This is a genomic window from Brevundimonas sp. (genome assembly GCF_036399195.1).
Lineage (GTDB): Bacteria > Pseudomonadota > Alphaproteobacteria > Caulobacterales > Caulobacteraceae > Brevundimonas.
Genome location: NZ_DASWNO010000100.1, coordinates 1 through 12,402, shown reverse-complemented (window position 1 = coordinate 12,402; position 12,402 = coordinate 1). Strand labels below are relative to the sequence as shown.

At 70.7% G+C, this 12,402-nt stretch carries 10 protein-coding genes and 1 pseudogene; 2 read left to right on the top strand and 9 right to left on the bottom strand.

Features of this window, described 5'->3' with window-relative positions:
• From VGB60_RS04750 to prmC, 3 genes and pseudogenes are all read right to left on the bottom strand, one after another.
• Positions 1 to 335: pseudogene (locus VGB60_RS04750) on the bottom strand (DUF4893 domain-containing protein); the annotation flags it as partial.
• Positions 336 to 666: 331 nt separating this feature from the next.
• Positions 667 to 1,686: a DUF4167 domain-containing protein gene (locus tag VGB60_RS04745; RefSeq protein ID WP_331037126.1), complete on the bottom strand. Its 1,020-nt coding sequence runs from the start codon at positions 1,684 to 1,686 to the stop codon at positions 667 to 669.
• 267 nt (positions 1,687 to 1,953) lie between these two features.
• Complete coding sequence (gene prmC, locus VGB60_RS04740) at positions 1,954 to 2,847, bottom strand: peptide chain release factor N(5)-glutamine methyltransferase (protein WP_331037125.1); 894 nt, start codon at positions 2,845 to 2,847, stop codon at positions 1,954 to 1,956.
• 82 nt (positions 2,848 to 2,929) lie between these two features.
• Here prmC and VGB60_RS04735 point away from each other — a divergent pair, with 82 nt between their 5' ends.
• On the top strand, positions 2,930 to 4,156 hold the full coding sequence (locus VGB60_RS04735) for a YihY/virulence factor BrkB family protein (protein ID WP_331037124.1): 1,227 nt from the start codon (positions 2,930 to 2,932) through the stop codon (positions 4,154 to 4,156).
• Here the strand turns inward: VGB60_RS04735 and prfA are convergent, their stop codons facing one another.
• Positions 4,157 to 5,224 (bottom strand): peptide chain release factor 1, encoded by a 1,068-nt coding sequence (prfA, locus tag VGB60_RS04730; protein ID WP_331037123.1) that lies wholly within the window; start codon positions 5,222 to 5,224, stop codon positions 4,157 to 4,159.
• 153 nt (positions 5,225 to 5,377) lie between these two features.
• Here prfA and VGB60_RS04725 point away from each other — a divergent pair, with 153 nt between their 5' ends.
• Positions 5,378 to 6,157, top strand: a complete 780-nt coding sequence (locus VGB60_RS04725; RefSeq protein ID WP_331037122.1) for a sulfite exporter TauE/SafE family protein — start codon at positions 5,378 to 5,380, stop codon at positions 6,155 to 6,157.
• 30 nt (positions 6,158 to 6,187) lie between these two features.
• On the opposite strand, the gene VGB60_RS04720 is transcribed toward VGB60_RS04725, so the two are convergent.
• The 5 genes from VGB60_RS04720 to ptsP form a co-directional block, all read right to left on the bottom strand.
• Positions 6,188 to 6,784, bottom strand: coding sequence for a glutathione S-transferase family protein (locus VGB60_RS04720; RefSeq protein WP_331037121.1), 597 nt, complete (start codon positions 6,782 to 6,784; stop codon positions 6,188 to 6,190).
• Between the two features lie 4 nt (positions 6,785 to 6,788).
• The gene (locus VGB60_RS04715; RefSeq protein ID WP_331037120.1) at positions 6,789 to 7,685 is read right to left on the bottom strand and encodes an alpha/beta hydrolase; all 897 of its coding nucleotides are present in this window, start codon (positions 7,683 to 7,685) and stop codon (positions 6,789 to 6,791) included.
• Positions 7,686 to 7,710: 25 nt separating this feature from the next.
• A complete protein-coding gene (gene ispG / locus VGB60_RS04710; protein ID WP_331037119.1) occupies positions 7,711 to 8,865 on the bottom strand; it encodes a flavodoxin-dependent (E)-4-hydroxy-3-methylbut-2-enyl-diphosphate synthase in 1,155 nt (384 codons plus the stop codon).
• A gap of 55 nt (positions 8,866 to 8,920) precedes the next feature.
• The gene (locus tag VGB60_RS04705; protein WP_331037118.1) at positions 8,921 to 10,012 is read right to left on the bottom strand and encodes a helix-turn-helix domain-containing protein; all 1,092 of its coding nucleotides are present in this window, start codon (positions 10,010 to 10,012) and stop codon (positions 8,921 to 8,923) included.
• A 155-nt stretch (positions 10,013 to 10,167) separates the two neighbouring features.
• Positions 10,168 to 12,402 (bottom strand): phosphoenolpyruvate--protein phosphotransferase (ptsP, locus tag VGB60_RS04700; RefSeq protein WP_331037117.1); only part of this gene is annotated, 2,235 nt, incomplete at its 5' end.

The window sequence follows — 12,402 nt, the reverse complement described above, 5'->3', positions numbered from 1 at the left end:
GTCTGACCCGCGTTGGGATCGACCAGCGGCCCCAGCGCCTCGACCTCGGCGGCGAAGCCCTTGTCCTCGGCCTCGGCCCGGGCGAGCCGCCACGCCTGTTCGAGCCGGCCCAGCCGGCCGGCGTCCTCCGCCGACGCGACGTCGCGCCAGCCGGCGGCTCCGCCCTGTTCGCCATCGGGCGCGTCCGGTGCGGCGGTCGCCGGGGCCGGGACGGTCGGCGTGGACGCCGCCGCGCGGCTGTCCTCCGTCTGGGCCGGTTCCGCCGGGGAGCGGGCGCCGTCTCCGCAGGCGGCGAGAAGGGCGACGAGCGGAAGGGCGGCGGCGAGGCTGCGCATGCGGAGATCGGTCCTGCGGCGGAATGCCGTCAGAACGTACCGGCGGGGGATGAGTTCAGCGCCGGACACACGTGAGGCAGGGTGCACTGGGGCGGATCGCAGCGGCCTGGTCCGAGAGTGCAGGTTCATCACAAAGGCCACAAAGAAGGGGACACGAAGGACACGAAGGGAAAGAGCCTGAAAGCGCCGCAGGCGTTCACCCCTCGGCGGATTCGAAGGCGCTGCGCGCGAGGCTGGGCGCAGGTCCCGTCGTGTCCTTCGTGGTTCTTCGTGTTCTTTGTAATGAACCAGCTAGCCGCTGGAGCGAAGCTCCGCCGCCAGGCGCGGCGGCTCAGTCTTCCGTGGACGAGGTCTCAGGCTTGCGGCGCGGGGCGCGGCGCTTGGGGGCGGACGTGTCTTCGGCGGCGGCGGGTTCGGCCGTGGCCGGGGCCGGGGCCGGGGCGCGGGTCAGGAAGCCGGGCAGGACGGAGGGGGCGTCGTCGCTCTCGGCGGCGTCGTTTGCGTCGCGGCGCGGGCGGCGCTGAGCGCGCTCACGGCGGGGACCGTCGCGGCCTTCGGCAGGCGCTTCGGGCGCGGCTTCGGATTGGGAGGCCTCGGACCGGGTCGCGTCGGTCTGGGGCGCTGAGGCTTCGGAGCGGGCGTCGTCGCCGTCCGCGTCGTTGCGAGGCTCGCCGCCTTCGCGTTCGAAGCGGGCGTTGCGTTCCTGCTGGCGGCGCTCCCAGCGTTCGCGGCGGGTCTCGCGGCGGCTGCCGTCGGGGTTGAGACCGGCCTCGCCCTCGGCGCGGGGCTCGCGCGGTTCGCGGTCCTGACGCGGCTGGTCGTCGCGGTCGCGCCATTCGCGGCGGGGCTGCTCGGACTGGCGGTCGTTGGGACGGTCGTTATTGCGATCGTTCTGGCGATCGTTCTGGCGCTCGTCGTTCTCGCGCTGGCGGGCCTCGATCTGGGCGATGCGGTCCGCCTCGACCTTTTCAGCGGCCATGATGGCGGCGGCCTGGGCCCCGGTCTCATCCTCGAAGTCGATGTCGAAGCCCTGACCGGCCAGTTCGCGCTGGGCGATCTCGGACACGGGGCGCGAGGGCTGCAGGGCGCGCAGGACGCGGAAATAGTGTTCGGCGTGCTGGGTGTAGTTCTCGGCCAGGACGCGGTCGCCGGCGGCCGAGGCGTCACGCGCCAGCTGCATGTAGCGCTCATAGACGGTCTGGGCGTTGCCGCGGACCTTGATGTTCTCGGGACCCTGAGAGTCCCACGACCGGTTCGGATTGGTGGCGTTGGCGTGGTTGGCGCCGCCGCCGCCGCCGCCGGGCTTCCTGTTGCGTCCGCGCTGACGCTTCATGCCCTTGAAATCTCTCATCGGACGCTACCGTGCTTTGCATGAGGGACGGTCCGGGGCGGCGCCGCGGGTCTGTCCGTTGGGTCGTTCCGCTTCGCTCGGGGCCAATCCCCGCTGACGATATGTCGGAAATCCGTGTCTCCCGTGGTCCGCCGGGCGACCGGCCCGACCGTCACTGCCCTGGGCGCGCGGGTATGGCCCGATGCGGACCAAGGCGTGCGTTTTGGGTGGGAGACAGAAGAGACTTAGCGCGGGCGACAGCGGTTTCCAAGGGGTTAGTTTTCACCGCTACATCTTCGGGATCGGGTTCGTGCGGGGGTCCGGGCCGTTGGTGACGACGCGGTCGCGGTCGGAGAGGTCCTTGACCACGATGACCTCCTCGAAACCCGCCGCCTCGAACAGGGCCTTGACCTGCGGACCCTGATCCCAGCCGATCTCGACGGCGAAGACGCCGCCGGGCCGCAGGATGCGGCGAATCTCGGGGGCGAGGTCGCGGTAGGCCTGCAGGCCGTCCGGGCCGCCGTCGAGGGCCAGCAGGGGGTCGTGATCGCGCACCTCGGGGTCGAGGCCGGGGATGTCGTCCGAAGGGATGTAGGGCGGATTCGACACCACCAGGTCGAAGCTTTGATCGCCGAAGCCCGCCGCCCATTCGGTGCGCAGGAAGGTCGCGCGGTTGTCGAGCTCCAGGTTGGTGGCGTTCTCCTTCGCCACGGCGAGCGCCTCGAAGGATATGTCGGTGCCGACGCCCCGGGCCCCGGCCCGCTCGGCCAGGGTCGCCAGCAGGATGGCGCCCGAGCCGGTGCCGAGGTCGATCATCTCAAAGGCCCGGTGCGGCGGGAAGGCCAGCATGACCACGTCGAGGATGGCCTCGGTGTCCGGGCGGGGGCTGAGCACGTCGGGGGTGACGTTCAGCATGATCTTCCAGAAGCCCTTCTTGCCGAGAATGCGCGAGACCGGCTCGCGCCGCAGCCGGCGGCCGACGTGGCTGTCGAGCAGGGCCTGCTGATCGTCCGTCAGCGCACGGTAGGGATCGGCCAGAATGTCGGTGCGGCTGGCGCCGGTGGCGGCTTCGAGCAACAGGCGGGCGTCGATGGAGGGGCTGTCGATCCGGCCGGCCTTCAGCGCGGCGGTGGCGGCCTTCCAGGCGGTCAGCAGGGTCGGGGTCGAAGATGCGTCGGTCATGCGCTGGCCTTGGCGCCCGAAAGCGCGGATATCAAGCAGGACGACGCCGGAACGGGCGTCAGGGGGAGCCGTTCTGGCGACGATGCGGAAACAGTCAGGCAAGCAGGGCGGCCTCGGCCCCATGGGCATGGTCGGTGCGGTGCTGGGCGGGCTGGCCGCCGGCGCCGGGGCGGCGCATCTGCTCCACACGCGCGGCGGCAAGGCGGGGCTGGACCTGTCGCCCCAACCGGCCGAACCGGCGGCGTCCGGCGCGCTGACGCCGGAGGATTTCGATACGAAGGAACCCGGGCGCGGGCGTCTGGCCCAGCGGCCGGAGCATATTCCGCACAAGGGTTGGGTCGACATCTTCTGGCGGCTGGGGATGTCCTATTTCGGCGACCGGATCGGCTTCCTGTCGGGCGGCGTGACCTTCTTCGTCATGCTGTCGCTGTTTCCGACGCTGGCGGCCTTCGTGACCATTTACGGCCTGTTCGCGGATCCTGCCGATGCGGCCGCGCGGGTGTCGTTCGTCTATTCGGTGATGCCGTCGGGCGTCGCGAAGTTCCTGGCAGACGAAATGAACCGGCTGGCGGCCAACTCCAACACCCAGCTGACCTTCACTCTGGTCTGGACGCTGGCCCTTTCCTTGTGGACCGCGAACGGCGCGATCAAGGTGCTCTTCTACGGCTTGAACGTCGCCTATCACGAGGTCGAGCGGCGCAACATCGTCCGCTACAACCTGATCTGCATGGCGTTCACGGTCGGCGGCCTGGCCTCCATTCTCATTACGGCGGCGGTCATCGTCGGCGTGCCGCTGGTGCTGGGGGTGTTCGGCTGGGCCGCGGAGTGGAGCTATCTGGCGCCGTTCCGCTGGCCGGTGCTGCTGCTGGTCTACGGCGCCGCCCTGACCCTGATCTACCGGATGGGGCCATGCCGCCAGCGGGCGCGCTGGCGCTGGCTGACGCCGGGCGCGATCTTCGCTTCCCTGCTTAGCCTGACCCTGTCGCTGATCTTCAGCTGGTATCTGCAGACCTTCGTGCGGACGGCCTCCTACGGCCCGCTGGCGGCGATGATGGGCTTCCTGCTGTGGACCTGGCTGAGCGTGCAGATCATCCTAATGGGGGCCGAGTTGAACGCCGAGATCGAGCACCAGACGGCGGTCGACACGACCACGGGCCATCCGTTGGCGATCGGCGAGCGGGGCGCGGTGGTGGCGGACACGGTCGGGGCCAAGCGCGGCTCGCCGGCGGCGCTGGCCTTCACGCTGAAGCACGCCGAGGCGCTGTCGGACCGGCTGTTGAAGCGGAAAATCCGGCCGCCGCGCGACTGATCAGCCGAACTCGGCCTCGAGATCCGCGAGGCGGGCGGCCTGGTCCTCGGCGATCAGGGCGTTGAGGAGGGGATCGATGTCGCCTTCGAGGATCTGCGGCAGGCTGTGCAGGGTCAGGCCGATTCGGTGGTCGGTCACGCGCCCCTGCGGGAAGTTGTAGGTGCGGATACGCTCCGACCGGTCGCCCGAGCCGACCTGCGACTTGCGGGCGTCGGAGCGGGCATTGTCCTTCATCTGCCGCTGCATGTCGTAGAGGCGGACGCGCAGGTTCTTCATCGCCTTGTCGCGGTTGACGTGCTGCGACTTCTCCGAGGACGTCACCACGATCCCGGACGGAAAGTGGGTGATGCGGACAGCCGAGTCGGTCTTGTTGACGTGCTGGCCGCCCGAGCCCGAGGCGCGGAAGGTGTCGATGCGGATGTCTTTGTCCTGGATGTCGATCTCGACGTCCTCGACCTCAGGCAGGACGGCGACCGTGGCGGCGGAGGTGTGGATGCGGCCGCCGGCCTCGGTGGTCGGAACCCGCTGGACCCGGTGCACGCCGCTCTCGAACTTCAGCCGGCCAAACACGCCGTCGCCGGTGACGGTGGCGATGATCTCCTTGTAGCCGCCGGCGTCGCCCTCGGTGGCGCTATCGACCTCGACCCGCCAGCCGCGGGTGGAGGCGTAGCGGGAGTACATGCGGAACAGGTCGCCGGCGAACAGGGCCGCCTCGTCGCCGCCGGTGCCGGCGCGGACTTCCAGCACCGCCGAGGCGTTCTCGTCAGCGTCGCGCGGGGCCAGCAGGAGGGCGACATCACGCTCCATGTCGGGCAGCCGCTCCTTCAGGGCCTGCAGCTCGTCAGCGGCCATCTCGGCCATCTCTGGATCGGAGGCCATGGTCTCGAGGTCCGCCATCTCGGCGCGCATCCGGGCCAGCGCCATGACGGCGTCGGCCACGGGCTTCATCTCGGAATGCTCCTTCGACAGGCGCACGATCTCGGCCCCGTCGGACGCAGCCCCCATCCGCGCCTCCACCTGATGGAAGCGGTCGAGCACCTGATCGAGCCGGGCCTGGGGCAGTCGCAAAGGGGAACCTGTCGGAGAAGAAGGGCGGCGAGGCTTAGCCCACCGGCTACGGCGCTGTCGATGACAAGGTCGTCAGCGGGGGCGGCGCAACCTTGGCCGTCGCCCCACATTGCATTCGTGCTACGCCTTCGTCGGCGTTCGGTGCGGGGCTGAATGGAAACCTTTCTGCTGTTCCTGGTCGTCGGCGTGCTGGCGCAGTCGGTCGACGGCGCCCTGGGCATGGCCTACGGCGTGATCTCGTCCTCCGTGCTCCTGGCGTTCGGCGTTCCGCCGGCCATGGCCTCGGCCAGCGTGCACGGGGCCGAGGTGTTCACCACCGCCGCCTCGGCGGGCAGCCACGTCCTGCACAAGAACGTCGAGTGGCGGCTGCTGGTCCCGCTGGCGGTCGCGGGCGTGATCGGCGGCTGTCTCGGGGCCTATGTGCTGTCGGGCGTCGAGGGCGACGTGATCAAGCCGTTCGTGATCGCCTATCTGGCGGCCATGGGCGTCTACATCCTGTGGCGGGCCGGTCACGACATCGAGCCGCGCCGGATCCGCTCATGGATGACGGGTCCCTTGGGGCTGGTCGGCGGCTTCCTCGACGCCGTGGGCGGCGGCGGCTGGGGTCCCACCGTTTCCTCGACCCTTGTCGGCGCCGGACAGGAGCCGCGTCGGGCGATCGGGACGGTCAACACCGCGGAGTTCTTCCTGACCGTGGCGATCAGCGCGACCTTCGTCTGGGCGCTCGTGACGGGCCACTGGGCCGAGGCCGGCGCGCTCGAAAACCATGCCGCGGCCGTGGGCGGACTGGTGGTCGGCGGGCTGGCTGCGGCGCCTTTCGCCGGGCTGATCGCCAAACGCGTGCCGCGCAAGGTTCTGACCTACGCCGTCGGCTGGCTGTTGCTGTTGCTGGCCGGGTTCCAAGGCGCGCAGCTGGCGGGGTGGGTCGCCTGAACTGACGACGGCCTCAACCGGCCCGGCGCCTCACTTCGGCTGCGTGTCAGCGAAGCTCGGGCGCGCTTCGAGCGCCGTGCTCAGAGCCATGAGACCGGGGCGCCCGGCGGCGAGGTCGAAGCCGGGGTGCCGAAAACCGATCCAGCGGACCGCCACGCCCGCCGTGATCACGCCCATGTCGAGGCGGGCGGGGTCTGGCTGCGCCGCCTCAAGAACGTCCAGCGCCCGGCCCATGTTCGTCGTCCAGCGCTCGATCCACGAGGGCGAGCGCTCGGCTTCCGGACGGCGCAGCTCCAGCAACAGCTTCACGCCCATTTCCAGCGCCGCGTTGGCCTGGGTCTCCAGCCGTCGGACGCGCAGTCGCTCCGGTCCCTCGGCGGGAAGGAGGCGGGGGCCGGTTCCGATTGCGTCCAGGTATTCGCAGATCACCGGGCTGTCGTTCACCGGCAGGCCGTCGTCGGCGATCAGGGTCGGCACCTGCACGATCGGGTTGGACGCCAGCAGCTCGGGCGCATTGGCGTAGGGATCGGCCACGATCTCCTCGACCCGGTCCGCCAGCCCTTTCTCGCGCACGACGATCCGGCATTTGCGGGCGTAGGGAGACGGCGGGGTGATGTAGAGTTTCATCAACTCAGCGCCTTTCGATTGAAACGCCCGACGGCGCGTCGAGGCGGTTGAGGCGGCCGCGGGCGGCCGCGTCTCCAAGGGCGTGGGCCGACAGGAAGTCGCGGGTGGCGCGGACGATCAGGTCGAAGTCCTGCTCGTCCGCATTGCCGATCAGCCTGTGGTCGCCGCCCTCGAAGATGATGAGGGTCTTGTCGCCGCGCGGACTGCCGTCGAAGGCGGTGCGGTGGGCGCGCCAGTCGGAGACGAAGCCGGGCACGAGGTCCATATCGCCGGTGATGCTGAGCAGGGGCACGTCGAGGGCGGCATAGGCGCCGGGCAGGACCACGCCCGGCAGATCGCCCGCCGAGGACAGGGCGATCACGGCCCTCACGTCGGGGTCGCGCTGCGGTCCCGCCACCGTCAGGGCGCCCGCCTGGATGTAGGACATCAGCGAGCCGAACGAGTGGCCGGCGGCCACGATCGGCTTGCCGGGTCGGGTCGCCTTGATGAAGCCGCGGGCGACCGCGAGGTCGGCGATGCGGGTGCTGAACGCGCCGGGCGGATCGTAGCGGGCGCGGTCGGGGTGGCGCGTGGAATCGACGTGCAGGGGCGCGACGACGGTGAAGCCGTGCTCGACCCAGCGCGCCAGCAGGCGCTCGTAGGCGGCGGGGGCGCCGCTGTAGCCGTGGCTGAAGACGATCACCCCGCGCTCGTCCGGCGCCTGCCAGACGGTCACGTCGATCTTGCGCCCGTCCGGGGCCGAGAGCTCGACCTGCGTCGGGGTCGCCGGGATCGGGCGCGGCGCGGAGGCTGTCGCCGATGCCTGCGCTGTCGCCTGTGACGGCGCTGGGGCCAGGTCAGTCTGCCCGCAGGCGGCGGCGAGAAGAGCCGCCAGGGCGGCGAACGACAGGCGCAGGGACATCCGGAGTTCCATCAAGGGTCGGGTGCTACTCGGCCGGAACGAGGACAGGAGCGACCAGTTGCGTGGCGCGCGCCGTGTCCAGTTCGGCCGCCTTCTGCTCCACCAGCCGGACGATCTCGTCGATCATGCCGTCGTTGTGCTGTTTGTGGGCCATCTTGCCGTTCAGATAGACCATGCCGGAACCCGCTCCGCCGCCGGTGAAGCCGACGTCGGTGTAGAGCGCCTCGCCGGGGCCGTTGACGACGCAACCGATGATCGAGAGCGACATCGGCGTGGTGACGTGGGCCAGCTTTTCCTCCAGCACCCCGACCGTCTCGATGACGTTGAAGCCCTGTCGGGCGCAGGACGGGCAGGCGATGATGTTGACGCCGCGGTGGCGCAGACCCAGCGATTTGAGGATGTCGAAGCCGACCTTGATCTCCTCCACCGGATCGGCGGCCAGCGAGACGCGTATGGTGTCGCCGATGCCGGCCCACAGCATGGAGCCCATGCCGATGGCGGATTTGATGGTGCCCGAGCGCAGCGGCCCCGCCTCGGTGACCCCGAGGTGCAGCGGGCAGTCGATGGCCTCGGCCAGCTGCTGGTAGGCGGCGACGGTCAGGAAGGGGTCGGAGGCCTTCACCGAGATCTTGAACTCGTGGAAGTCGTGGTCCTGCAGGATGCGGGCGTGGTTGAGCGCGCTCTCGACCATGGCCTCGGGGCAGGGCTCGCCGTACTTCTCCAGCAGGTCGCGCTCCAGCGAGCCGGCGTTGACGCCGATCCGCATCGAACAGCCGTTGTCGCGGGCGGCCTGGATGACGTCGCGGACGCGGTCGGCGGAGCCGATGTTGCCCGGATTGATGCGCAGGCAGGCGGCGCCGGCCTCGGCGGCCTCGATGCCGCGCTTGTAGTGAAAATGGATGTCGGCGACGAGCGGGACCTTGGACTCGCGGGCGATCTGGCGGAAGGCGGCGGTGGAAGCCTCGTCGGGGCAGGACACCCGCACGATGTCGGCGCCGGCCTCTTCCAGCTGGCGGATCTGGTTGATGGTGGCGGAGGCGTCGGACGTGGGCGTGTTCGTCATCGACTGCACGCTGATGGGCGCGTCCCCGCCCACTGGCACGGAGCCGACCATGATCTGGCGGCTTTTGCGGCGCTCAATGTGGCGCCAGGGACGGATGTGCGAATGGTCTGCGCTCATGACGCCGCAACATAGGCTCTCGATTGCGGCATGGCCACGACAGCCGACGCCGCAGTCACCCGGCCGGCGGAGCGGGGCGGGCGGACGCGGTCCGGGCGGCCTCGGCCTGCTGTGCGCGCAGAGCCGCGGCCTGCGCCGCCTGGGCGCGAGCGCCGGCTTCGGCGGCGGTCTGGCGGGCCAGCGCCTCGGCCCGGGCGTTCAACTGGCTCAGCGGGGTCTGCTCGGCGGTCAGGACGCCGCCGTGCTCGCCGTTCAGATAGACGTCGAAATCGGCGAAATCGCTGGAGGCGTCGATGACGGCGGCCACGCCGACAGGCGCCCGCCAGGCGTCGCCGGCGGCCAGCTGGCGCGCGAACAGCACCCGGTTGTCGGCCATGCGGACGACGAGGCCGCCGGGCTTGCGAGCCTGAATCACGACCTGCGAGGCGCTGGCCGGAGCGCCGTAGATGGCTCCGCGCGGGTTGAAGGCGCGCTGCACCGGCGGGGCGGCCGCGGCGGCGGCGGCGAGCCCCTCCGGCGAGGCGGGGTCGATGCCGGTCAGCTGGGCCTCGAGACCCGGCGTGACGTAGATGGCGGGGGTGGTCTGGTCCGGGGGCGCCGGCTGCGGGGCGGACAGGCGAAGCGGCTCCTCGCCCACGGTGGGCGCGTCGGACCAGCTTTTCGGAACGGCGGCGATGTCGAAGGGCTGGGGCTCGCGCATCAGGCTGATGCGCTGAAACACGTTCCAGCCGATCACCGCGATGACGAGCGCCACGCCCGCCGCGATCAAACGGGGCGAGACCTTTCGGCCTTCCTCGAAGGCCACGCCGATCGGCGCCTGAAGCGGCACCGATGGGTCGGGCGTCTCGCGCTTGAAGCGCTCGACCGCCAGCTGCTCGTCCAGCCCCAAAGCCTCGGCGTAGGAGCGGACATAGCCGATCGAGAACACCCGGTTCGGCAGGGTCGAGAAGTCGTTCTGCTCGATGGCGGTCAGATAGCGGACGGGAACCCGAGTCATGCTGGACAGCTGCGCCAACGATCGGCCGGATTGCTCGCGAGCGAGGCGCAGGCCGTCGCCGAGGGTCTCGGCCTCCGTCACCGGCGACGCGTCGTCCGCCATGCCGGGGAACGGTCGAACATTGTCGGGCGTGTCGTCCGTATCCCGCACCGTTGCGCCTGATCTTGCACCCGGCGCGGCCTGAAGCCGCTGCGCCGCGCTGACTGAAACTGCGTGTCCGATATCATGATCCGGGCAGTGATGCCCATGTGCGACGCGGCCGAGACGTCCTTTTGTCGACAGCGCCACGCGGGGCCGCCGCGGCGTCAGACGCTGACGTTCAGCTTCCGCGCCAGCGACTCCAGCTCGCCCCGGATGGAGCCCGCCGAGGAGCCGAGCAGATTGGCCATGCCCTTGCGGGCCGCGCCCAGGTCGGCCGACAGGATCATCCGCTTGACCGGGCCGACGCCGCCCGCCGGCGCGGACAGCCGGGTGTAGCCGAGGGTCAGCAGGGCGAAGGCCTCCAGCGGCTTGCCCGCCATCTCGCCGCATACGGACACGGGCGTGCCGGTGTCGGCGCATCGCCTCTGGATTTCGGCCAGCGCCCGCAGCGCCGGCGGCGACAGCGGATCGTAGCGGTCGGACACCAGGGGATTGGTCCGGTCGGCGGCGAACATGTACTGGAACAGGTCGTTGGTGCCGATCGAGACGAAGTCCGTCAGCGGCAGCAGGGCGTCCAGATGCCACAGCAGCGACGGGCATTCGATCATCGCCCCGACCCGCAGCAGGGCAGGCAGCGCGCGGCCGCGGCGGCGGGCCCACTCGCATTCGACATCAACCAGCTCCCGCGCCGCGCGGAACTCGTCCACCGTGGCGATCATGGGGAACATAACGCGCAGCTCGCGCCCGGCGGCGGCGCTGAGCAGCGCCCGCAGCTGCAGCCGCAACAGGCCTGGCCGGTCGAGGCCGAGGCGAATAGCGCGGCGGCCCAGCGCGGGGTTCTCCTCCCGTTCGGTCTCCAGATAGGGCAGGACCTTGTCGCCGCCGATGTCGAGGGTGCGGAAGGTGACCGGCCGCGGCCCCGCGGTGTCGAGCACCAGCTTGTACAGCGCCGTCTGGCTATTGAGCCGGGGCAGCTCCTCGGAGACCATGAACTGGAATTCGGTGCGGAACAGGCCGATGCCTTCGGCCCCGGTGGCGTCCAGGTTCTCGAGATCGACCGCGAGACCGGCGTTGGTCAGGACCGTGATGCGGGTTCCGTCGAGGGTGACGGCGGGCACGTCGCGCAGCTTGGCGAACTCGGCCTGCCGGGCGCTGCGCACCTGCATGCGCGACTGGACGGCGGCCAGCATGTCCGGGCGGGGGCGCAGATAGGTCTCGCCGGTCTCGCCGTCGACGATGACCAGATCGCCTTCGGACAGGCGGTCGCGCAAGCCCATGAGGCGGCCGACGCACGGAATCTCGAGCGCTCGCGCCACGATGGCGGCGTGGCTGGCGGCGGAGCCTTCCTCCAGCAGCAGGCCGCGGATCTTCTTGCGCGGATACTCCAGCAGGTCGGCCGGGCCGAGGTTGCGGGCCACGAGGATGGCGTCGTCCGGCAGGTCGCGGTCGCCGAAACGGTCGCCGGCCAGAACCCGCAGCAGCCGGTTCGCCAGGTCCTCGAAGTCGTGCAGCCGCTCCTTGATGTAGGGGTCCCGGGCCTGGGCGAAGCGGGCGCGGTGCTCCTGACGCACCCGGTCGACGGCGGCCTCGGCGGTCAGGCCGGTGCGGACGGCCTCTTCCAGCGAGCGGTTCCAGCCGCGGTCGTCGGCGAACATGCGGTAGGTTTCCAGCACCTCGAACGGCTGGCCGGACAGCTTGCCCTGACCCCCGTCGAGGATGGAGTCGATGTTGGCCTTGAGGACGATCAGCGCCTCGCGCAGGCGGATTTCCTCGACCTGCTGGTTCTCGGCCAGCAGGTTCTCCGGCGGCACCGGGGCCTCGTGCAGGATGACGTGGCCGTAGGCCAGCCCTTCGGCGAAGCGCTGGCCCTTGAGCCGCTCGGGCCGGTGCGGCGCCACCTCGATGTCGCGCAGCTCGTCCTGCGCCAGCAGCTCGCCCGAGGCCACGGTCTCGGCCAGCACCATGGCGATGGTCTGGATGTCCTCGACTTCCTCGTCGTCGTAGCGCCGCTCGGAGCGGTTCTGGACGACCAGCACCCCGATGGCGCGGCCGCCGCGGAGAAGGGGCGCGCCGAGGAAGGCGTGGTAGGGGTCTTCGCCCGTCTCCGGCCGATAGGCGAAGCTGGGGTGGGACGGCGCGTCGGACAGGCTGATCGGCGCCGCGGTTCGGGCGACCTCGCCGACGAGGCCCTCGCCCGGGCGCAGGCGGGTGGTGTGGACGGCTTCCGGGTTCAGGCCCTGGGTGGCGAACAGCTCCAGCTCGCCGGAGGCGCGGCGCAGATAGATCGAGCACACCTCGGCGACCATCGACTGGGCGATGATCCGCACCACCATGTCGAGCCGATCCTGCGCCGGAGCCGCGCCGGCCATGGCCTCGCGGATCTGGCGAAGGAGGTTGCG

Bases quoted from the DNA above. Each gene is read 5' to 3' on its own strand.
- VGB60_RS04720 (WP_331037121.1), bottom strand. From the start codon at position 6,784: ATGAAACTCTACATCACCCCGCCGTCTCCCTACGCCCGCAAATGCCGG.
- VGB60_RS04725 (WP_331037122.1), top strand. From the start codon at position 5,378: ATGGAAACCTTTCTGCTGTTCCTGGTCGTCGGCGTGCTGGCGCAGTCG.
- ispG (WP_331037119.1), bottom strand. From the start codon at position 8,865: ATGAGCGCAGACCATTCGCACATCCGTCCCTGGCGCCACATTGAGCGC.
- VGB60_RS04745 (WP_331037126.1), bottom strand. From the start codon at position 1,686: ATGAGAGATTTCAAGGGCATGAAGCGTCAGCGCGGACGCAACAGGAAG.
- prmC (WP_331037125.1), bottom strand. From the start codon at position 2,847: ATGACCGACGCATCTTCGACCCCGACCCTGCTGACCGCCTGGAAGGCC.
- VGB60_RS04735 (WP_331037124.1), top strand. From the start codon at position 2,930: ATGCGGAAACAGTCAGGCAAGCAGGGCGGCCTCGGCCCCATGGGCATG.
- VGB60_RS04715 (WP_331037120.1), bottom strand. From the start codon at position 7,685: ATGTCCCTGCGCCTGTCGTTCGCCGCCCTGGCGGCTCTTCTCGCCGCC.